Annotated in this window: 22 protein-coding genes and 2 other annotated features; all 22 genes read left to right on the top strand. The window is 38.6% G+C overall.

What is annotated here, in order from left to right; all coding sequences use genetic code 11:
* The first annotated feature begins 4 nt into the window (after positions 1–4).
* The 22 genes from atpA to trpA all read left to right on the top strand — a co-directional run bounded on the left by atpA (position 5) and on the right by trpA (position 22,116).
* Entirely contained in the window at positions 5–1,513 is a 1,509-nt protein-coding gene (gene atpA, locus TX86_RS17945; protein ID WP_042351013.1) for a F0F1 ATP synthase subunit alpha, read from the top strand.
* 33 nt (positions 1,514–1,546) lie between these two features.
* Positions 1,547–2,404, top strand: coding sequence for a F0F1 ATP synthase subunit gamma (locus TX86_RS17940; RefSeq protein ID WP_042351011.1), 858 nt, complete (start codon positions 1,547–1,549; stop codon positions 2,402–2,404).
* Positions 2,405–2,492: 88 nt separating this feature from the next.
* Entirely contained in the window at positions 2,493–3,890 is a 1,398-nt protein-coding gene (gene atpD / locus TX86_RS17935) for a F0F1 ATP synthase subunit beta (RefSeq protein WP_042351009.1), read from the top strand.
* Positions 3,891–3,914: 24 nt separating this feature from the next.
* Positions 3,915–4,319: a F0F1 ATP synthase subunit epsilon gene (locus TX86_RS17930; RefSeq protein ID WP_042351007.1), complete on the top strand. Its 405-nt coding sequence runs from the start codon at positions 3,915–3,917 to the stop codon at positions 4,317–4,319.
* A gap of 237 nt (positions 4,320–4,556) precedes the next feature.
* Complete coding sequence (locus TX86_RS17925) at positions 4,557–4,931, top strand: NADH-quinone oxidoreductase subunit A (protein WP_042351006.1); 375 nt, start codon at positions 4,557–4,559, stop codon at positions 4,929–4,931.
* Complete coding sequence (locus TX86_RS17920) at positions 4,922–5,434, top strand: NuoB/complex I 20 kDa subunit family protein (RefSeq protein ID WP_042351005.1); 513 nt, start codon at positions 4,922–4,924, stop codon at positions 5,432–5,434. The genes TX86_RS17925 and TX86_RS17920 overlap by 10 nt, the downstream gene beginning before the upstream one ends.
* A gap of 1 nt (position 5,435) precedes the next feature.
* Positions 5,436–6,227 (top strand): NADH-quinone oxidoreductase subunit C, encoded by a 792-nt coding sequence (locus TX86_RS17915; protein ID WP_230203675.1) that lies wholly within the window; start codon positions 5,436–5,438, stop codon positions 6,225–6,227.
* Positions 6,228–6,230: 3 nt separating this feature from the next.
* Positions 6,231–7,331: an NADH-quinone oxidoreductase subunit D gene (locus TX86_RS17910; RefSeq protein ID WP_042351003.1), complete on the top strand. Its 1,101-nt coding sequence runs from the start codon at positions 6,231–6,233 to the stop codon at positions 7,329–7,331.
* Complete coding sequence (gene nuoH / locus TX86_RS17905; protein ID WP_042351001.1) at positions 7,331–8,332, top strand: NADH-quinone oxidoreductase subunit NuoH; 1,002 nt, start codon at positions 7,331–7,333, stop codon at positions 8,330–8,332. Before TX86_RS17910 ends, nuoH begins: the two co-directional genes overlap by 1 nt.
* A gap of 37 nt (positions 8,333–8,369) precedes the next feature.
* Positions 8,370–8,789 (top strand): NADH-quinone oxidoreductase subunit NuoI, encoded by a 420-nt coding sequence (gene nuoI / locus TX86_RS17900; protein ID WP_042351000.1) that lies wholly within the window; start codon positions 8,370–8,372, stop codon positions 8,787–8,789.
* Positions 8,786–9,304, top strand: a complete 519-nt coding sequence (locus TX86_RS17895; RefSeq protein ID WP_042350999.1) for an NADH-quinone oxidoreductase subunit J — start codon at positions 8,786–8,788, stop codon at positions 9,302–9,304. Before nuoI ends, TX86_RS17895 begins: the two co-directional genes overlap by 4 nt.
* Positions 9,304–9,618: an NADH-quinone oxidoreductase subunit NuoK gene (gene nuoK, locus TX86_RS17890; RefSeq protein WP_042350997.1), complete on the top strand. Its 315-nt coding sequence runs from the start codon at positions 9,304–9,306 to the stop codon at positions 9,616–9,618. Before TX86_RS17895 ends, nuoK begins: the two co-directional genes overlap by 1 nt.
* 85 nt (positions 9,619–9,703) lie before the next feature.
* Positions 9,704–11,566, top strand: coding sequence for an NADH-quinone oxidoreductase subunit L (nuoL, locus tag TX86_RS17885; protein ID WP_042350995.1), 1,863 nt, complete (start codon positions 9,704–9,706; stop codon positions 11,564–11,566).
* Positions 11,567–13,084 carry an NADH-quinone oxidoreductase subunit M gene (locus tag TX86_RS17880; RefSeq protein ID WP_042350994.1) on the top strand — a complete coding sequence of 506 codons (1,518 nt, stop codon included), beginning with the start codon at positions 11,567–11,569 and terminating at the stop codon, positions 13,082–13,084.
* A 6-nt stretch (positions 13,085–13,090) separates the two neighbouring features.
* On the top strand, positions 13,091–14,614 hold the full coding sequence (gene nuoN / locus TX86_RS17875; RefSeq protein ID WP_042350993.1) for an NADH-quinone oxidoreductase subunit NuoN: 1,524 nt from the start codon (positions 13,091–13,093) through the stop codon (positions 14,612–14,614).
* Positions 14,615–14,864: 250 nt separating this feature from the next.
* Positions 14,865–15,125: a binding site (T-box leader), on the top strand.
* 43 nt (positions 15,126–15,168) lie between these two features.
* Positions 15,169–15,408, top strand: a binding site (T-box leader).
* A 287-nt stretch (positions 15,409–15,695) separates the two neighbouring features.
* Complete coding sequence (gene trpE / locus TX86_RS17870; RefSeq protein ID WP_042350991.1) at positions 15,696–17,087, top strand: anthranilate synthase component I; 1,392 nt, start codon at positions 15,696–15,698, stop codon at positions 17,085–17,087.
* Positions 17,084–17,674, top strand: a complete 591-nt coding sequence (locus TX86_RS27295) for an anthranilate synthase component II (protein ID WP_042350989.1) — start codon at positions 17,084–17,086, stop codon at positions 17,672–17,674. The genes trpE and TX86_RS27295 overlap by 4 nt, the downstream gene beginning before the upstream one ends.
* A 42-nt stretch (positions 17,675–17,716) precedes the next feature.
* Complete coding sequence (gene trpD, locus TX86_RS27290; protein ID WP_042350988.1) at positions 17,717–18,739, top strand: anthranilate phosphoribosyltransferase; 1,023 nt, start codon at positions 17,717–17,719, stop codon at positions 18,737–18,739.
* Entirely contained in the window at positions 18,736–19,518 is a 783-nt protein-coding gene (gene trpC / locus TX86_RS17855; protein WP_042350986.1) for an indole-3-glycerol phosphate synthase TrpC, read from the top strand. Before trpD ends, trpC begins: the two co-directional genes overlap by 4 nt.
* Complete coding sequence (locus TX86_RS17850) at positions 19,515–20,132, top strand: phosphoribosylanthranilate isomerase (protein ID WP_042350984.1); 618 nt, start codon at positions 19,515–19,517, stop codon at positions 20,130–20,132. The genes trpC and TX86_RS17850 overlap by 4 nt, the downstream gene beginning before the upstream one ends.
* Positions 20,129–21,328 carry a tryptophan synthase subunit beta gene (gene trpB / locus TX86_RS17845; RefSeq protein WP_042350983.1) on the top strand — a complete coding sequence of 400 codons (1,200 nt, stop codon included), beginning with the start codon at positions 20,129–20,131 and terminating at the stop codon, positions 21,326–21,328. The genes TX86_RS17850 and trpB overlap by 4 nt, the downstream gene beginning before the upstream one ends.
* Positions 21,325–22,116 carry a tryptophan synthase subunit alpha gene (trpA, locus tag TX86_RS17840; RefSeq protein ID WP_042350982.1) on the top strand — a complete coding sequence of 264 codons (792 nt, stop codon included), beginning with the start codon at positions 21,325–21,327 and terminating at the stop codon, positions 22,114–22,116. The genes trpB and trpA overlap by 4 nt, the downstream gene beginning before the upstream one ends.
* The last annotated feature ends 214 nt before the right edge of the window (positions 22,117–22,330 follow it).

Here is a 22,330-nt window from a genome sequence, read left to right as displayed (position 1 = left end):
TTTCATGGGCATTAAAGCTGAAGAAATCAGTGCGCTTATTAAAAAGCAAATTGAAAACTATCAGTCAGAGATCGAAGTAAGCGATGTAGGTACAGTTATCTCAGTTGGTGACGGTATCGCACGTGTTCATGGTCTTGATAATGTAATGGCTGGAGAGCTTGTTGAGTTCTCTAACGGTGCTATGGGTATGGCACAAAACCTTGAGTCAAATAACGTTGGTATCGTTATTCTTGGGCCTTTCGCGGAAATTCGTGAAGGAAGCGACGTTAAACGTACAGGTCGTATCATGGAAGTTCCTGTAGGTGAAGAATTAATTGGACGTGTAGTAAATTCACTAGGTCAACCAGTTGATGGTTTAGGTCCTATTAATACTACTAAAACTCGCCCAATTGAAAGTCCTGCAACTGGTGTAATGGATCGTAAATCAGTAGATCAACCATTACAAACAGGTATTAAAGCAATCGATGCTCTTGTACCAATTGGACGTGGTCAACGTGAGTTAATCATCGGGGACCGTCAAACAGGTAAAACATCAGTAGCAATCGATACAATCTTGAACCAAGCGGATCAAGATATGATTTGTATCTATGTTGCTATTGGTCAAAAAGAATCAACTGTTCGTGCTACAGTTGAAACATTACGTAAGAACGGTGCTTTAGATTACACAATCGTTGTAACAGCATCTGCTTCTCAACCTGCACCATTACTATTCTTAGCTCCTTATGCTGGTGTAGCTATGGGTGAGGAATTCATGTTTAATGGTAAGCATGTTCTGATTGTTTATGATGATTTATCAAAACAAGCTTCTGCATACCGTGAACTTTCATTATTATTACGTCGTCCTCCAGGTCGTGAGGCATTCCCAGGGGATGTATTCTACTTGCATTCACGTCTATTAGAACGTGCCGCTAAGTTGAATGATACGTTAGGTGGAGGTTCTATTACAGCACTTCCATTCGTTGAAACACAAGCAGGGGATATCTCAGCTTACATTCCAACGAACGTAATTTCTATCACTGATGGACAAATCTTCTTACAATCTGATCTATTCTTCTCTGGTGTACGTCCAGCGATTAATGCGGGTCTTTCAGTATCTCGTGTAGGTGGATCAGCTCAAATTAAAGCAATGAAAAAAGTTGCTGGTACATTACGTCTTGACTTAGCTTCTTTCCGCGAGCTTGAAGCGTTTGCTCAATTCGGTTCTGACCTTGATAAAGCAACTAAAGCAAAACTTGATCGTGGTGCTCGTACAGTTGAAGTACTGAAACAAGATCTAAACAAACCACTTAAAGTTGAGAAGCAAGTTATGATTCTTTATGCATTAACTCGTGGTCATTTAGATGATGTTGCAGTTGCTGATATTCGTCGCTTTGAAGCGGAATATTTAAACTGGCTAGAACATAACCACTCTGAATTGTTAGATGAAATTCGTACTACAGGTAACTTACCTAAAGAAGACGCAATTAATGCTGCTATCGCTGAGTTCAAGAAAACTTTCGTAGCAACAGCATAATATCTAACAATATGAAAAGGGTGGTGAGAAAGAATGGCATCTTTACGCGATATTAAGTCTCGTATAACATCTACTAAGAAGACGAGTCAAATTACGAAAGCGATGGAAATGGTATCTGCTTCGAAATTAAACCGTGCTGAAGCAAATGCGAAAGCATTTGTTCCTTACATGGAGAAAATTCAAGAAGTAGTTGCAAACATCGCGGTTGGTGCATCTGGTGTGAAACACCCTATGCTAATGTCTCGTCCAGTGAAGAAAACAGGTTATATTGTTATCACTTCTGACCGTGGATTAGCGGGAGCATATAATAGTAGCGTTCTCCGTCAAGTCTTTCAAACAATTAAGCAACGCCACAAATCTGAAAGTGAATACGGTATTATCGTAATGGGTCGTGTTGGACGCGATTTCTTTAAAGCGCGTGGTATGAATATTATGCTTGATATTACAGGTATTTCAGACCAACCATCATTTAGCGATATAAGTGAGATGACGAAGCAAACAGTTGGAATGTTCGTTGATGGAACATTTGATGAACTGTACCTTCACTACAATCACTTCGTAAGTAAAATTTCATCAGAGGTTACTGAGAAAAAGCTTCTTCCATTAACAGATATAGCTGTTTCTTCTAAAGTAACATCATATGAATTTGAACCTTCACCTGAAGAGATTTTGGAAGTTCTTCTTCCTCAGTATGCGGAAAGCTTAATTTATGGTGCATTACTTGATGGTAAAGCGAGTGAACATGCTTCTCGTATGACAGCAATGAAGAGTGCTACTGATAATGCTGCAGATTTAATTAGCAATCTTTCATTAGTATATAACCGTGCAAGACAAGCTGCGATTACACAAGAAATCACTGAGATTGTCGGTGGAGCAGCAGCGTTAGAATAATCAATCATAGTACGAGGGATTAGCATTTTGCTTCCCTTGTTCTTAAATAATAGATCGTGTTTTACAAGTAATGATAGGAGGGAAAACGATGATTAAAGGACGCATTTCTCAAGTAACGGGTCCAGTTATTGACGTAAAGTTTGAAAGCGGAAAGCTTCCTCAACTATACAATGCATTAGTAGTAAAAAATGCAGCTACTGGCGATTCCCTAACATTAGAAGTTGCCCTTCATTTAGGTGATGATACAGTTCGTACTGTAGCGATGGCTTCAACTGACGGTATCACTCGCGGAGCTGAGGCTGTAGATACTGGTGCTCCAATTTCTGTACCAGTAGGAGATGTAACGTTAGGACGTGTATTTAACGTATTAGGTGAAAATATTGACTTGTTTGATCCACTACCAGCAGATGTACGTAGAGATCCAATTCATAGACAAGCACCAACATTTGAACAACTTTCTACTCAAGTAGAAATTTTAGAAACAGGTATTAAAGTAGTAGACTTACTTGCACCATATATTAAAGGTGGAAAAATCGGTCTATTCGGTGGTGCAGGTGTTGGTAAAACAGTTCTTATCCAAGAACTTATCAACAATATCGCACAAGAACATGGTGGTATTTCTGTATTCGCGGGTGTTGGTGAACGTACTCGTGAAGGAAATGACTTATTCCATGAAATGAGCGACTCTGGCGTTATTAAGAAAACTGCCATGGTATTCGGTCAAATGAATGAGCCACCTGGAGCACGTATGCGTGTTGCACTTAGTGGTCTTACAATGGCTGAATATTTCCGTGATGAGCAAGGTCAAGACGTGTTATTCTTCATCGATAACATCTTCCGCTTTACTCAAGCAGGTTCTGAGGTATCTGCGTTACTTGGACGTATGCCATCTGCCGTTGGTTACCAACCAACTCTTGCAACTGAGATGGGTCAACTTCAAGAGCGTATCACATCTACTAGCGTAGGTTCAGTTACATCTATCCAAGCGATTTACGTACCAGCCGATGACTATACGGATCCGGCTCCAGCGACTACATTCGCTCACTTAGATGCAACTACAAACTTAGAGCGTAAACTTTCTGAAATGGGTATCTACCCTGCGGTGGATCCTCTTGCTTCAACTTCTCGTGCATTGTCACCAGAAGTCGTTGGAGAAGAGCATTATGAAGTTGCTCGTAATGTACAACAAACATTACAAAAATATAAAGAGCTACAAGATATCATTGCAATCTTAGGTATGGATGAGCTTTCTGAAGATGACAAGTTAGTCGTTGCACGTGCTCGTCGTATTCAAAACTTCTTATCACAAAACTTCCACGTTGCGGAGCAATTTACTGGTCAAAAAGGTTCTTACGTTCCTGTTAAAGAAACAGTAAGTGGCTTTAAAGAAATCTTAGAAGGTAAGTACGATGACCTTCCTGAAGATGCTTTCCGTCTAGTTGGACGTATTGAAGAAGTAGTAGAAAAAGCAAAAGCAATGGCTTAATAAAGGGACCTAGGAGGGTATGAAATGAAGACGATAGAAGTCAATGTTGTTACTCCCAATGGCCCAGTATATAATGGTGAAGTCGAAATGGTGAGCACAAAAGCTCAAAGCGGGGAGCTAGGTATTCTACCAGGCCATATTTCAATGGTTGCTCCTTTAAGAATTGGTGCTGTTCGTCTTAAAAATGGTGGAAAAACAGAATTCGTTGCAGTTAGCGGTGGATTTTTGGAAGTACGCCCTGACAAAATCACGATTCTTGCTCAATCAGCAGAGCTAGCAGAACATATTGATCTTGCTAGAGCAATTGCTGCGAGAGATCGTGCTGAGCGACGCGTGCAAGATAAGCAAGATACTGTTGACGCTAAGCGTGCAGAACTTGCTTTGAAACGTGCCATTAATCGTATTTCAGTATATGAGAGCCTGAAGTAAAATAATGAAGAGGTCGTTGTGAGAGAGAATTTCTTTCACAACGACCTCTTTTTTGATTGAAAAATAAAGAGAGAGCAATTTATTAAAAAAGTGGTTCTATTTTTGAACTTGTCGACACTTATTTGTAACAATGTTATAATGTAGATAATTACATATTATGTTATTTTTTGGTGTTTCGGAGTGGAGAGTATTACTCTCTACTCTTTGACATATACAAAAAATTAAAGGGGGAGGGGCATGGAATTATTAAACTGGTATCAGAATAATTATCTGATTGTCTTTGTTTTTCTATGTCTAGGGGTACTACTACCGATTGTAGCTCTTTTTTTGGGCAAGTTGTTAAGACCTTATAAGCCAAGTGCAGCGAAGTATACGACGTACGAAAGTGGAATCGAACCGTTCCATGATTCAAGGGTTCAATTCAATGTACGTTACTATATGTTTGCCCTTTTATTTGTCATCTTTGATGTAGAAACGGTTTTTCTTTACCCATGGGCAGTGGCCTATGAGAAACTTGGGATTTTTGCGTTAATAGAAATGTTGATCTTTGTAGCAATGTTATTACTTGGTCTCATCTATGCTTGGAAGAAGAAGGTGTTAAAATGGACCTAAAGTTAGATGGAATTTCTACGCAAGAAATGGAAAATTTACGACAAAATATCTTTTTAGCGACTTTGGAGCAAATGAAAGCTTGGGCTAGAAGTAACTCTCTATGGCCTATGACGTTTGGTCTTGCTTGTTGTGCCATTGAAATGATGGGAGTAGGCTCTTCACATTATGATTTAGATCGATTTGGATCATTCTTTCGGACATCACCACGTCAATCAGATGTTATGATTGTGTCTGGCACAGTTACGAAGAAAATGGCTCCGATTGTTAGAAGACTATATGACCAAATGCCAGAACCAAAATGGGTTATTGCTATGGGATCATGTGCTACGGCTGGAGGTCCATATGTAAAATCATATAGTGTAGTAAAAGGTGTTGATCAAATTGTTCCGGTAGATGTATATATCCCTGGATGCCCACCGAATCCGGCTGCTTTAATGTATGGCATCAATAAACTACGTGAAAAAATCCGCTACGAAGCGAAAACTGGGAAGCGGGTGATGTAGCGTGAATGAAAAAGATACCGAGCAATTAAAAAAAGAGAAAATGACCAACGACAAAGAAATAGTTACATCAAAAATGAGTAATGAAAAGCTTGAAAAACAACCAGTAAATAAATTAAACTCTAACCCTCTCGAATCTACAAATAATCAAGCTGAAGAAACGGAGCAACCGAAGCGTACCGTAGAAGCTAAAGATACAGATATATCACCAGAAAAGGCAAAAGCAATTGCTGCTGCAAAGGCGAAAGCAGCTGCGATGGCAAAAACACGTACTGCAAAAGCAAAAGAAGAGAAAAAAGAAGAAGTATTAGAACCTTCACATAATCAACCATTGCTAGATAAGTATATTAAAATTATCGAAGAACAAATAGGGAAGGATGCCTTGGAAGATTATTATATTAATAGATTATCTAAGCATGTGCCTACAGTTATTGTGAAACAGGAACGTTATTTTAAATTAGCAACGGTTTTAAAAAAACATGCAGAACTTCAATTTGACTATTTAGTTGAGCTACACGGAACAGATTTTGTAACGCATATGGAAGTCTATGTATATTTGTATGCGCTATCATTTAATCAGCCAATTGTAGTGAAAGTGAAATTAGACCGCGAAAAGCCTACTATTCCATCTCTTGCATCGTTATGGGAAGGTGCTAATTGGCCTGAATGTGAAGCGTATGATCTACTAGGAATTCAATTTGAAAATCATCCAGATTTGAAGCGGATTCTATTAGGTGAAGAATGGATTGGTTATCCGTTAAGAAAAGACTATGAGCCGCACGATGTGGAGGTGTAACAGATGATACGCACAGAAGAAATGCTATTAAATGTTGGTCCTCAGCATCCAAGTACACATGGCGTGTTTCGTCTTGTCGTCAAGATTGATGGAGAAATCATAACTGAAGCTACACCTGTTATAGGTTATTTACATCGCGGAACGGAAAAATTAGCAGAAAGTCTGCAGTATACACAAATTATTCCATATACCGATCGGCTGGATTATATTGCTGGCATGACGAATAATTATGTATTATGTCATGCAGTAGAAACGATGATGGGTGTAGAAGTCCCGGATCGAGCAGAATATTTACGTGTGTTAGCAATGGAGTTAGGGAGAATTTCCAGTCATTTAGTATGGTGGGGCACGTATTTATTAGATATAGGTGCTATTAGTCCATTTTTATATGCTTTCCGTGAAAGGGAAATGATTCTTAATTTCTTAAATGAATTGTCTGGAGCGCGTTTAACTTTTAACTACATGCGAGTTGGTGGTGTGAAATGGGATGCACCAGATGGCTGGATTGAGAAGGTTCGGGATTTCGTTCCGTATATGCGGGAACAACTTGCTGGCTATCATGAACTAGTAACAGGTAACGAAATATTTATGAATCGTATTAAAGGAGTGGGCGTTTATTCGAAGAAAGATGCACTGAACTATTCCTTAAGTGGTGCTAACTTAAGGAGTACGGGTGTAAAATGGGATCTTCGTAAGAATGAACCATACTGTATTTATGATCGTTTTACATTTGATGTCCCTACTCGTCAGGAAGGTGATGCTTGGGCAAGATATCATTGTCGTCTAGAAGAAATTGAGGAGTCGCTGAAGATTGTTGAACAAGCGGTTGAACAATTTCCGAGTGAGGGTTCCATAATGGGGAAAGTACCGAGAATCATTAAAGCACCTGCTGGAGAAGCACTTGTAAGAATTGAGTCACCAAGAGGAGAAATAGGCTGCTATATTTCAAGCGACGGTAAGAAAGAACCTTATCGACTGAAATTCCGCCGTCCATCATTTTATAACCTTCAAATTTTACCGAAATTATTGAAGGGAGAAAATATTGCAAACCTCATTGCCATTTTAGGAGCAATTGATATTGTTCTAGGGGAGGTAGATGGATAATGATTGAAGATTTGATTCATTCGCCAGCTGGAGCAATGAATTTTGGTATCTTTTTTCTATTAGCCATAGTCTTTTTACTCATATTATTAGCCTTTGTAACATATGCCATATTAGCTGAACGGAAAGTTATGGGGTTTATGCAATTACGATATGGTCCTAATCATGTCGGGGGCAGATGGGGTTTGTTGCAAACGGTAGCAGACGTATTAAAGCTCCTTCTTAAGGAAGATATTATTCCAAAAATGGCTGATAAACCTTTATTTATAATAGCACCTGTCATCGCATTTGCACCCGCATTTATGATATTAGCAACAATCCCATTTACGGATAAGTTTCAATTTGCCGATATTGGAATTGGCTTATTGTACTATATTGCCATTTCCGGTATTACGACCGTTGGTATTGTAGCTGGAGGATGGGCATCGAATAACAAATATGCTCTTCTAGGCGGAATGCGTGCTGCTGCTCAGATGATTTCATACGAAATTCCACTAGTTATGTCTGTTGTAGGAGTTATTTTAATAGCGGGAAGTTTAAATCTAAACGATATTGTGGCGGCTCAGGAGCATTATTGGTTTATTATTATGCAACCGCTAGCGTTTATTATTTTTATCATAGCTTCAGTTTCAGAATTAAATCGTACACCGTTTGATTTACCTGAGGCTGAATCGGAACTAGTAGCTGGATTTCATACTGAATATTCTGGTTTTCGTTGGGCGTTCTTCATGCTGGCAGAGTATGTATACTTGTTTGCGATGGGTGCGTTGACTACTGTGTTGTTTTTAGGTGGTTGGCTACCGCTATTCTCTTTCCTTGATTTCATTCCTGGTGCTGTTTGGTTTGCGTTTAAATTTAGCGTTGTAATCTTTATTTTAATTTGGATTCGTGCTTCATTTCCTCGTATTCGAGCTGACCAATTGATGGAGTTTGGCTGGAAGGTATTACTACCATTAGCGCTAGCTAATATTTTTATTACTGCTATTTTGAAAGAGTTAATTTAAGTGAATAGTTCAGCTATACCGATAAGGGGTGGTAAAAATGCTTGGACTTGTAAAAGGTTTAAAATATACATTAAAAAACTTAACACGGAGTAAAGTCACATATGATTATCCAAATGAACCGTTGCCTTTACCTGATCGTTATCGAGGTATTCAAAAGTTTTATCCTGAGAAATGTACGGTTTGTAATCAGTGTGCAAATATTTGTCCGACAGATTGCATTACATTGTTTGGCAGCAAGCATCCTGACCCGTCAAAGAAAGGGAAGATTATTGAAACATTTGATATCAATTTTGAGATTTGCATTCTATGTGATTTATGTACAGAAGTTTGCCCGACGGAAGCAATTATCATGTCAAATAATTTTGAGCTAGCTGAGTTTAGTAGAGATCAATTGTTTAAGAATCTTCAATGGCTCGATGAGAATGATACGAATCCCAGAAAGGAGAATAAGCCATGAGCCTTTCTGGTGAAATGATTGCTTTTATGATGTTAGCACTTGTCGCTGTAATAGGGGGACTCCTATTGCTTAGTTTACGAAAAGTTGTGCATATGGTAATAGCGGTCGTATTTACGTTTATTAGTATTGCAGGATTATATATTTTACTCTCGGCAGAATTTCTAGCAGCAGTTCAAATTTTAATCTATTCAGGTGCGATTACAATAATGATGCTTTTCGGTATTATGCTGACGAAGCATAATGACAAAGAAGAAGAGCGGGGAAATCGTATACGGAAATGGTTTATTTTATTAGGGATTGCTGGTTTCGCTGTCACTGTATACCTAGGGATTTATAATTTTGATATACCTTCTGCAGCTACGAATTTACATGTAGATAACACAAAGCAAATTGGGATTGAGCTTTTTTCGAAGTATGCAATTCCATTTGAATTAGTTTCCATTTTACTATTAGTTGCATTAATAGGAGCTGTTATTTTAGCAAAACGAGATCCTGAAGAGGAGGCGGAGAAATAATGTCAACAATTCCTCTTTCAGCTTATTTAGTTCTAGCTCTTGTTTTATTTTGTATCGGTTTATATGGTGCTTTAACGAAGAAGAATATTGTCATTGTATTGCTCTGTATCGAAGTGATGTTAAATGCAGTCAATATCAATCTAGTTGCTTTTAGTAAATTTGGGCTAACTCCATCTATTACTGGTCAGGTTTTCTCTTTATTTACGATTTCAGTTGCCGCGGCTGAAGTAGCTGTTGGATTAGCGATCTTAATTTCGCTATATCGCAATAAAAAATCAGTAAACATACATGATATAGATTCGATGAAAAATTAGATAGTGTGAAGCTCATGTTAAAAGAAAAGACGTGCATAGTGCCAGTTATAGAGCCTTTGTACGTTTAAGAAGGGGATTCTATACGATGGAGAATGCTTGGATTATACCGCTACTTCCGCTATTCTCGTTCTTGTTCCTTCTTCTATTCGGTAAGAGATTAAGAGAATCAAGCGCTTATGTAGGGATTATTTTGACGCTAGGTTCTTTTATCTATTCGGTATTGGTGCTCATTGAAAGACTATCGGAGCCCACTTATAAAGCCGAAGCCAATTGGCTAACAATAGGGGATGTGCAATTAACAGCGGGATTTGAAATTAATCAATTAAATGCATTAATGCTAGTAATTGTGTCACTAGTAAGCTTTCTGGTTCATACGTATTCAAAAGAATATATGCGTGGTGATGAGCGACTTCCTGTATTTTATGCATATTTAGGTTTATTTACATTTGCGATGCTTGGGTTGGTTATTTCACCAAATTTATTACAGCTATATGTTTTCTGGGAACTTGTTGGTCTAGGTTCTTTCTTATTAATTGGATTTTACTTCTATAAGCAAGAAGCGAAGGCAGCAGCTAAAAAAGCATTTATTATGACAAGAATAGGTGATGTTGGTCTATTTATTGGAATGATGCTGTTATTTTGGGAAGCGGGTAGCTTTGAATATGATGTGATTTTTACAGCGGTAAGCGCAGGATCTATTTCTGCTAGCATGATTACAGTAACAGCGATTCTTATCTTTATTGGAGCGATGGGGAAATCTGGTCAATTTCCTCTTCATACGTGGCTTCCAGATGCGATGGAAGGGCCAACTCCTGTTTCAGCATTAATACATGCGGCGACCATGGTAGCGGCTGGTGTATACCTTGTTGCTACGATGTTTCCTTTATTCTCAGCAAGTGAAACTGCATTAACGACAGTGGCGATAGTTGGAGGAATTACAGCCATCTTTGCTGCTACTATAGGTCTTGTTCAGAAAGATATTAAGCGGATTTTAGCCTATTCAACTGTGAGCCAGTTAGGATATATGATGTTAGCTTTAGGTTCGGCAGGTTATGTTGCGGGAGTGTTTCATCTCATGACACATGCTTTCTTTAAAGCATTACTCTTCTTAGCGGCAGGAAGTATTATTCACGCTGTGTCCACTCAAAATATCGATGAGATGGGTGGTTTATGGAAGAAGCTTAAATTCACTGGTGTTCTCTTTTTGATAGGAACGATGGCAATTTCGGGTGTTCCTTTCTTGTCAGGTTTTTTCAGTAAAGATGAAATCTTAATTGCCACTTGGACTCATGGGAATTATGTACTATTTGTGATTGCTTTAATTACGGCTTTCTTTACAGCATTCTATATGTTCCGCTTATTCTTCTTGGTTTTTGCTGGAGAGTATCGAGGAAAAGTAAATCATATTCATGAATCACCTACATTAATGGTTTTTCCAATTGTTATTTTAGGAGCGCTAGCAATATGTAGTGGTTATGTAAATACGCCATGGTTTGGAACATTTCTAGGTGATTGGCTTGTTGAAGGAAATGCAGCATTAGGGCATGGTCATATTGACGGACCATCCTGGATTATGATTGTGGCGACACTTATCTCCTTAGGAGGTATATGGTTGGCGTATTTAATGTACGGTAAGAAGAGTATAAGTCGCAATGCATTTGGTGAAGAAGGTTCAACAGTGTATAACATTTTATACAATAAGTACTATGTGGATGAAATGTACGACTATTCCATCATTCCGTTTACAAAGGGCATCGCATTATTATTGACATTTATCGATAAGTTTTTAGTTGAAGGACTAATGAATCTTGTAAGTAGTGCGGTTGTTTCGCTAGGAAAGTTGGGTTCAAAGCTTCAATCAGGGCAAGTACAGCAATATGGCGCTGTTGTTTTGATAGGGCTAGCTGTCATTCTTGTCATTTATGCTGTGACAGGGGGAATTTTATAGATGAGTACAGAGATCTTACCTTTGTTGGTTTTCTCCCCTCTATTAGGAATGTTATTATTACTGTTTGTTAACAAGCAGCAGGAGCGACTTATTAAGGCGATAGGTGTAGTGGCTACCTTACCAGCTCTAGTGTTGTCCTTGTTTTTATTTATGAAAGAGCGTTCGGGTGTTGATTTAGACATCTATAATGTTGTTTGGAAATGGTTTGGTTTTGGTAATTTTGATAAGTTAAATCCTAACTTATTTGCAGTGAATTTTGAACTAGGCATAGACGGGTTTTCTCTTGTGATGCTCTTGCTCACTTCTATTTTAGCGACGTTATCAGCTGTAGCAGCAAACTATATTAAAAAAGAATGGAAAGGATATTTCTTCTTATTTTTTCTCCTAGAAATCGGTATGCTTGGCGTATTTACGGCGGAAAATTTAATTCTATTCTTCTTGTTCTTTGAAATAACATTAATTCCGATGTTTTTCTTAATTGGTAAGTGGGGCTATGTGGATAGAGAAAGAGCAGCGTTTAGTTTTCTCCTCTACAATGGATTAGGATCTGCCGTACTCCTAATTGTCATTATGGTTTTATTTGCGAAAACAGGAACGAGTAATATTGAGGTTCTGCAACAAATAGTTTCGCAGGGCGGCGTGACGCTAGTAGCGAATATCAGTCCAGAGTTAAAGTATGGATTGCTAATTGCTTTAATTATAGCATTTGGTGTGAAGCTTCCGATTTTCCCTCTACATACGTGGATGCTTCGCGTTCACGTCCAAGCGCCACCAGCTATTGTTATGCTTCATGCGGGTGTGTTATTGAAAATAGGAGCTTTCGGTTTAATTCGTTTCGGTATGGGAATCTTTCCGGGAGAATTTAAAGAATTGTCGATCTATATTGTGCTTTTAGGTATAATAAATCTTTTGTATGGTGCTTTTTTAGCGCTAATTCAAAAGGATTTCAAAATGGTTTTAGCATATTCGTCTATTTCACATATGGGAATTGTTTTAATGGGATTAGGTGCACGAAATGAGGCAGGAGTTCAAGGTGCAATTTTTCAGGTTGTATCGCATGGATTAATTGCAGCGTTGTTATTCTTTTTAGTTGGATTATTGTATGAACGAGTGAAAACCTCACAGATTTATGATATTGGTGGTCTGGCTAAAAGTATGCCTATTACAGCAGGTTTTTTATTAGCGGGAGGAATGGCGTCGCTTGGGCTGCCAGGTATGTCTGGATTTATTAGTGAAGCTATGGCGTTTCTTGGATTGTTTAAAGAAGAGCCGATTCTTGCAGCTATTGCTTCTGTAGGCTTAATTATTACAGCGGTTTATGTATTAAGGGCGGTTCTAGCGATTACATATGGAGATACACGTGGAGCAGCAATCAAAAAACTGGTTGATATCCATTCGTATGAATGGGCACCAGTACTTGTGTTAGTGGGGTTAATTGTATTAATCGGTGTCTTTCCATCCATTTTAGCAGAACCTCTTGATGAAACGATGAAAACTTTGTTAGGAATAGGGGGATGATGAGCTATGGATTTAGAGAAACTGCTTTCCTATAATTGGGGAGTCATGATGCCAGAATTCATCATCCTCGGTGTTGCGACTTTACTTTGTATTATAGATTTGTTTATGCCTGCAAATGTTAGTCGAAGAAGGCTTGGCTGGGTGGCAATCATTGGTGTATTGCTAGCTACTTTCGTCCTTCTTGGCTTAGTGTCTGCTGAGACAACATCCATCTTATATGATACGTTTCGATTAGATTCTTTCGCAAAGGCATTTAAATTTATTTTGTTAGTTGGAGCTGCTTTGGTGCTTTTACTAGCAGAGAGCTATCAGCCAGCAGAGGGAATGAAGGAAACGAGGGGAGAGTTTTACTACTTATTTCTTGCCGCCCTATTAGGCGCTATGGTGATGACATCTAGTGGAGATTTAATTACGATGTTTGTAGGTTTAGAATTGCTGTCGGTTTCCTCATACATTTTAGCTGGTATTCGTAAGGATCACTTAGCTAGTAATGAATCAGCAATGAAATATGTCATTAATGGTGGGATATCAACTGCAATTACGTTATTTGGAATGAGTTATCTATACGGATTAACAGGAACGACTAATTTGAAAGAAATGGGCTTAATTATGTCGCAGACGCTGGATGGACAACATCTATATCTATATGGAATTGCATTCTTTATGGTATTAGTTGGTTTGTCTTTTAAAATTGCGGCCGCCCCATTTCATATGTGGGCACCAGATGTGTATCAAGGGGCGCCAACACCAGTTACGGCTTTTCTAAGTGTACTTTCAAAAACAGCGGGTTTCATCATTATTTTACGCGTTATCATCTACTTGTTCTTAAATGCTTCAGGGGATGAAATTGGTGCCCTAGGATTTATGGAAAAGAACCGTATCTTTATAAGCTGCTTAGCGGGTATCACGATGATTTTCGGTAATGTTGTTGCATTAAGACAAAAGAATATGAAGCGGCTTCTTGCTTATTCTAGTATCGCACATGCTGGGTATTTATTGGTATCAGTTGCGACGCTTGGATATTTTACACCTAGTACAGTGTGGTTTTATTTAGTAGCATATGTATTTATGAGTTTGGGAGCTTTCGCGGTTATTCAATACATGGCAGATCGAACAGGTTCTGATGAGATTGCTAGCTTTGCAGGATTGTATAAAAGGGCACCTTTCCTTGCTATTGCAATGGGTATCTTCTTATTATCGATGGCTGGAATTCCAGGCACAGCAGGGTTTGTGGCGAAACTGAATATTTTTATGGGAACGTTTGCGGTTGATCCAAGTCATTATGTGCTGGCATCCATCTTAATAGGAACGACTGTTATATCCTATTTCTATTATTTTAGTGTAATGGTCCAAATGTTTTTCCGCTCTGCTGAAAATCAAGCGGATTTTACAAAAGTAAAATTACCTATAGGTATACTAATAGTCCTTGTTGTTTGCGTCATTGGAACGATTGGGTTTGGAATTGTACCGGGAGCTGCATTGGATTTTCTATACGGTAATTTTGGTGATTTCGAAGACTTTTTACAGTAAAGGATTCCGTATTATTTTATATGTTATGTCTAGCTTCAGCGCCCAGCTACTAGTAGACTTCGCATTCCTCCCTGCGATAAGTCAACATCGAATTGCTTAGCAGCTCTTCGTGTTTCCTTTATCGAAAGGAAGAGGGCTCCAGTGTATACGTCGCTATGCGGGCGCTTCCGCATTTTGTTATAATAAATGGAAATTCCCTCTTTACAACCCATTTTTAACATGATAATATTATTGAAAATTAAGATTATTCACAAAGGCGTTGACGAAGAGTAGTAACTGTAACAGATCACTTTAGAGAGCTGATGGTTGGTGAGAATCAGTGTGAAGGTTATAGCGAATGGACTTCTGAGCTACCAAACCGAAATTTCTAGATTAGAGAGTGTAGGCTTTGGCGAATGTGTCTCATCGTTACAAGAGACAGGTATTAAGAGTATGTAGTGTAGCTCTGATACTGTTTGAGTGGCTGTATGAACAGCTAAAAAGGTGGCACCACGGGTTTCTCGTCCTTTATGGATGGGGAGCCCTTTTTGTATTGTTTTGGAAAAATCATATATTAATAATCGATGAGTAAGAAAAGTAAATCTGAATTCGATGCATTACAGAGAGTCGGAAGAGGTGAGAGCCGACATGCTAGAACGGATTGAATGGGCTTACGAGAGGCGCGTTGAAACAAAGTAGGCGTGCACGGCTTCCACCGTTAAAGGGATAGGATATATTTTTGTATCCGAAAAAAGTGAAAGGAAATTACTTTTCCTTTAACAGAGGTGGCACCACGGTTGTTAATCGTCCTCTACAAGCTACGGCTTGTAGAGGATTTTTTTATCCCGTTCAAACTGGCGCTAAGATTCCCACTTTAACAATGAAGCGAAAACGAAGACGGATAAGTGGGAGATCAAGCGCCAGTAAGAAATCGATTGGTTCAACTAATAATCGGTGGGAAATGAAAGGAAACTCCACCGATTAAAGTTTCACTTTATGTATTTTAATGTTTATGTTTTTAGATCATTTATGTAATAAATCTCTGAATGATAAAGTTTTAATGTTTTTAATGTCTATTTACTAAATAAATGGGGTGTTGCGAATGATGACGTCAAAGAAAAGATTGTTTCAAATTCAGATGGAAGGAGATATTCATACGCCGATTGGGATTTTTCAAAGTTTACCAGGTAGTAAGAAATTTCTTTTGGAAAGTTCATTAAAGCATGAACAACATGGTCGCTTTTCATTTATTGGAAGCAATCCTTATATGGAGCTTAAAGCAAATGGAGACACTTTAGTGGAAATCACTCCCGATGGAAATGTCAAAGAGCGTACGGGTCGATTCTTAGATGCGATGAAAGAATATCTTCCTTCTGAAGTGGAGAAAAGCATGCCCTTCCCTTTCCTAGGAGGAGCGGTTGGATATGTAGGTTATGACATCATACGGCAGTATGAGGATATAGGTCCGATTTTGCATGATGAAATGGGAATGCCAGAAGCACATTTAATGTTCTATCGTGAAGTCATTGTGTATGACCATATTAATCAGCAAATATCGATTGTGATGCTAGGTGAAGAAGATGATGAAGAAGCGTTTACGAAACAAGCAAATAGAATCAAGGCAATTATTGAACAAGGATCAGTGGAACAAACACATCCACAACAGGATAAAAAGAAAATTGATTTTCAATCGAATATGACGAAACAACATTTTCAAGATTTAGTGCTGAAAGCGAAAGAGGAAATTGTAAAAGGTGAGATTTTTCAGGTTGTGTTATCTCAACGATTCTCAGCAGACTTTACGGGAGATTCCTTTCAATTTTACCGAAGCTTGAGAAGACATAATCCTTCTCCATATATGTTTTATATAGAGTTTGGGGATTATCAAATTGTTGGTTCCTCGCCAGAGAGCTTATTAAAAGGTGATGGCGTAAATGTCATTACGAATCCAATCGCAGGAACAAGAAAACGAGGAATAACGGAAGAAGAAGATCAACAGTTAGAAGTGGAATTGTTGCAAGATGAAAAAGAATTGGCAGAGCATCGTATGTTGGTTGATTTAGGCAGAAACGATCTTGGAAGAGTTTGTGAAATAGGAACCGTTACATTGACGAAATATATGTTAATCGAAAAATATAAACGCGTGATGCATATCGTTTCTGAAGTAACAGGTAAGAAGCTTGCGAGTGTATCTAATGCAGATGTATTGGCTTCATGTTTGCCAGCGGGAACCGTATCGGGGGCACCGAAGATTAGAGCAATGAGCATTATTAACGAATTAGAAGATGTGAAGCGTAATGTGTATGCAGGAGCTGTTGGCTATTTTTCAGTACATGGTAGCTTCGACTTTGCTTTAGCAATTAGGACCATGGTTGTAAAGGATGGAAAGGCATATATTCAAACGGGCGCTGGTATTGTATATGACTCAGATCCAGAATTGGAGTATCAGGAAGTGTTTAATAAGGCAAGAGCATTAATGGAGGTGGAAGTATGATTTTACTAATCGATAATTATGATTCGTTTACGTACAACTTGTACCAGCAAATTGGGGAGTATTATTCAGACATAGTCGTAGTACGAAATGATCGTATAACGGTTGACGAGGTTGCCGCCATGAATCCAAATGCGATTATATTGTCCCCTGGACCAGGACGCCCAGAAGAAGCTGGGATTTGTATGGAGCTAATTGAAAAATTACACAGTAGCATTCCGATTCTTGGTATTTGTTTAGGGCATCAATCTATTGGTGCAGCCTTTGGTGGAAATATCATTTCGGCAAAAGAAATTATGCACGGAAAGATGTCATCTGTTTCCCATAGTGGTGCTAGTGTTTTTGCTGGGTTACCGCAGGAGGTAGAAGTGATGCGCTATCATTCATTAGCAGTTGACAATACCTCACTTCCAGACTGCTTATCAATTGAAGCATCAACTAGTGATGGTGAAATAATGGCAATTTCACACAAAGAATATCCGGTTATTGGTATCCAGTTTCATCCTGAATCAATTGGCACAAATGATGGTTCAAGGATGATTAAGAATTTCCTTCAACTAGCTAAATGTCGAGTAGAGGTAATGAGCTGAGTAGTAAAGAGTTGAGACGAGAAGAGAAGAGGAGGATGGACGATGAAGCAATATTTGCAAATGCTAATTAATAAGGAGTCGTTATCACAGGAGGAAATGAAGGATGTTGCTACAGCATTGTTTCGTGAGGACATATCAGATAGTGAAATGGCAGGTTTTCTAATCGCGTTGAAAGCAAAGGGAGAAACGCCTGATGAAATTACGGGACTAGTGGAAGTACTCCGCCAACATGCATTACCTTTTACGAATCAATATCCAGGTGTAATGGACAATTGTGGAACAGGTGGAGATGGTTCGCAAAGCTTCAATATTAGTACGACCTCCGCTTTCGTTATTGCTGGAGCTGGTATTAAAGTAGCAAAGCATGGAAACCGCAGCGTGAGTAGTAAAACAGGAAGTGCGGATGTACTTGAGCTTCTTGGAGTGAATTTAGAGTTACCTGTAGCTTATTCTGAAGAATTATTGCAGGATATCGGTATTACGTTCCTATATGCTCCACATGTGCAACCTCGTGTGAAGCGCATTATGAAAGTACGCAGAGACTTAAAGATTCCAACGATTTTTAATTTAATTGGTCCGTTAACAAATCCAGTAGAGTTAGAGTATCAATTACTAGGTTTGTATGAGCGGAAATATTTAACGTTGTTTGCGGATGTATTAAGAAGACTTGGGCGTAAGCGAGCAGTGGTTGTAAATGGTGAAGGCTTTATGGATGAAGCATCCTTACAAGGTGAAAATCATGTAGCGGTTTTAGAGAATGGTCAAATCAGTAATCTTATTTTTACTGCTGAGGAAGTTGGTTTGCAATCTGCTTCTAATGATGCTATCAAAGGTGGAGACGCGAAAGATAATGCCGATATATTGTTAAATGTGTTAAAAGGAAAGTATGGTCCACATCGAGATGCCGTGCTTTTGAACGCAGGGTTAGGTATTTATGCGGGGGCTAAAGCAGCGACAGTTAAAGAAGGTGTAGAAATAGCAAGAGAAAGTATTGATTCTGGTCATGCTTATGCTACGTTACAAGCATTAATAGAAAAAAGCCAAAAGCTGGAGGTAGTCGGATGAGTTCAATATTACAACGAATTTTAGATGAGAAAATAAACGAAGTAGAAAGATTGAAGCAAGAGAGTATTCCAGATGTATCACGAACACCGATTTCACTACAAGCTTCTATACGAGCAAAGGCTCCTATTGGTATTATTGCCGAAATTAAACGCCATTCACCATCTAAAGGAGCATTACATGAAAATGTTAATCCGGTTGAGCAAGCGAAGCAATATGAGCTTGCGGGTGCTGCGGCAATTTCAGTATTAACAGATGAGCCGTTCTTTAAAGGTCGTTTTGAAGATTTAGCAGCTGTGCGTGAAGCTGTAAGCATTCCAATATTATGTAAGGATTTTATCATTGATCCTATTCAAATAAAAAAAGCAAAATCTGTCGGTGCAGATGTTATTTTGTTAATCGTCGCTGCATTATCTCAAGAACGACTACAAGCGCTTTATATGGAAGCAAAGCAACAAGGGCTAGAAGTTTTAGTAGAGGTGCATGATGAAGAAGAATTGCAACGAGCGGTGGAAATTGGAGCGGAGATTATCGGGGTTAATAATCGGAATCTTTTGACATTTGATGTGAGTTTAACTAATACAGAACGCATTGCTCGTAGTTCATTATTAACGAATCAGCTATTAATTAGTGAAAGCGGAATTGTGTCACGTGAAGATGTGCAAGTAGTCAAGCAAGCTGGAGCTAATGGGATATTAGTTGGTGAAACACTTATGAAGTCTTCTAATATCGCCAAAACCATTCATGAATTATCACTAAGAGAAACGGAAGCGACTTTATGAAAGTGAAGATTTGTGGACTAACGGATGTGGAAACGGCAGTTTATGCAGCAGAAGTGGGAGCTGATGCAATCGGTTTTGTATTTGCTCCAAGCCGTCGTCAAATTTCAAAAGAGAATGCGAAGAAGATTATTGAAGAACTTCCAGCTCGTGTTGAAAAAGTAGGAGTTTTCGTCAATGAAAAGCCAGCAGTAATTGAAGAAATTGCCGCAGCTTGTGGTTTGACCATGATTCAGCTTCATGGGGAAGAAAGTAATGGTTCATGCCAAGTTCATGCTTTACCTGTTGTGAAAGCGGTTGGTATCGGTAAAGTGGAAGATATCGTGCAAGCAGAGCAATATGAAGTACCGTATTTATTAGTAGATAGCCCTAAAGGCCAAAAATATTATGGTGGCAATGGAGCGACATTTGATTGGCAATTACTTCAATCAAAAGCATTGGAAAATCATCGTGTTATTTTAGCGGGTGGCTTAACAGCAGACAATGTTGCGAAAGCAATTGCGACTGTACAACCATATATGGTCGATGTTTCGAGTGGTGTAGAAACAGATGGGAAGAAGGATTTTGTGAAAATTAAACAATTTATACAGGTCGTAAAAGGAGTGGAAATACGTTGAGTTATACATTACCGAATGCAGAAGGACGTTATGGAATATATGGAGGTCGCTTTATTCCGGAAACTTTAATGGAAGCTTCTATCCAGTTAGAGAAAGAATATAAAAAAGCGATGCAGGATGAAGAGTTTGTTAAAGAACTTAATTACTATTTGAAGCAATATGTGGGTCGTGAAACCCCATTATATCATGCAGAAGGATTAACAAAGTTTGCTGGTGGGGCAAAGATTTATTTGAAGCGTGAAGATTTAAATCATACCGGTGCTCATAAAATCAACAATACAATTGGTCAGGCATTGCTGACTAAACGAATGGGAAAAACAAAGGTTGTGGCTGAGACAGGTGCTGGACAACATGGTGTAGCAACAGCAACAGTATGTGCATTGTTAGGCTTAGAGTGTACGGTTTTCATGGGTGCTGAAGATGTGAAGCGGCAAAAGCTGAACGTTTATCGTATGGAATTACTAGGTGCAAAAGTAGTAAGTGTACACCAAGGGAGCTCTACATTAAAGGATGCATGTAATGAAGCATTACGTTATTGGGTTGCTCACGTAGATGATACGCATTATTTAATTGGATCTGTACTTGGACAGCATCCTTTCCCTCAAATTGTGCGTGACTTCCAAAGTGTCATTGGTAAAGAAACAAAAGTGCAAATTCTTGAGCAAGAAGGTGCATTGCCAAATGCAGTTGTTGCTTGTGTTGGTGGCGGTTCTAATGCGATGGGCATGTTTTATCCATTTATAGAGGATGAAAGCGTTCGTTTATTTGGTGTTGAAGCAGCAGGAAAAGGTATAAATACAGAGTTTCATGCAGCATCTTTAACAAAAGGAAGAGTGGGTGTGCTACATGGAGCTAAAATGTACTTATTGCAAGATGATGATGGTCAAGTAATTGAAGCACATTCGATTTCAGCTGGTCTTGATTATCCTGGTATTGGTCCTGAACATTGTTACTTAAAGGATAGTGGTCGTGTAACCTATACGTCTATAACGGATGCTGAAGCGTTAGAGGCATTGCAAATTCTATGTAGAACAGAAGGAATAATTCCGGCGCTTGAAAGCTCTCATGCTGTAGCGTATGCGTTAAAATTAGCAAAAGAAATGAAACGAGAAGAAACGCTTGTCATTTGCTTGTCAGGTCGAGGAGATAAAGATGTAGAAGCATTGCAGGGATATTTAGGAGGGGAGAATCAATGAGTAGACAACACTTAGAAGATGCTATTCAATCAGTTTTAAGTCAGGGTAATAAATGTTTCGTACCATATATTATGGCGGGTGATGGTGGATTAGATCAGCTTGTACCCCGTTTAGAGTTTCTGCAAAATGCAGGAGCGACGATGATTGAAATTGGGATTCCTTTCTCTGACCCAGCTGCAGATGGTCCAGTTATTCAAGCGGCAGGTGTGAGAGCACTGAAAGGTGGAACTACGCTTCGAGGCATTTTGGAAACCTTGAAAAATGTTAGAGAAACAGTTTCCGTTCCTTTACTATTCATGACATACCTTAATCCGATATTAGCGGTTGGCTTAGATTATTTCGCCGAGCAGTGCGCTGCAATTGGAATTGATGCCTGTATCATTCCAGATGTACCACTTGAGGAAGAACATGAGATTAAACCATATTTACAGAAACATGACATTGCGCTCATTCGTTTAGCGACTCTTACAAGTCCCCCGGAACGATTAGAAGCAATTGCTGAAGGGGCAGAAGGTTTTTTATATGCGGTAACTGTTAAAGGTGTAACGGGAGTTCGTCGAGAATTTGAGAATCATGTTACTTCTTATATGGAAGCTTTAAAGAAAGTTTGTCCTGTACCGGTTTTTGCTGGTTTTGGAATTTCGACCAAGGAACATGTGAAGAATATGAGTGCAGTTTGTGACGGAGTTATTGTAGGAAGTCAAATTGTTAATGATCTTCATAATGGAAATGAAGAAGATATAATAACGTTAATTCAAGCAGCTAATTCGTATTCGGCAATTAAATAAGAGTGTATGACAAAGGGGAGACTGGTAGTGATGTCTCTCTTTTTTTTATGTAAGATTAGTCGAAAAATGTTTTTGGTGAAAATAGAGTGTATTTTGTTTACTATAAAAATGAATCTTTATATAATAGATAGGTATGTATTTGGAAAAAATATGTCAATTATGTGTTTGCTGTATTAATTACTCCATTTTTCCATTATATATATGGTAAAATGGA

The sequence above is a fragment of the Bacillus massiliigorillae genome, assembly GCF_000380245.2.
Taxonomy (GTDB): Bacteria; Bacillota; Bacilli; order Bacillales; family DSM-1321; genus Bacillus_AD; species Bacillus_AD massiliigorillae.
This window is presented reverse-complemented; position numbering and strand designations above follow the sequence as displayed.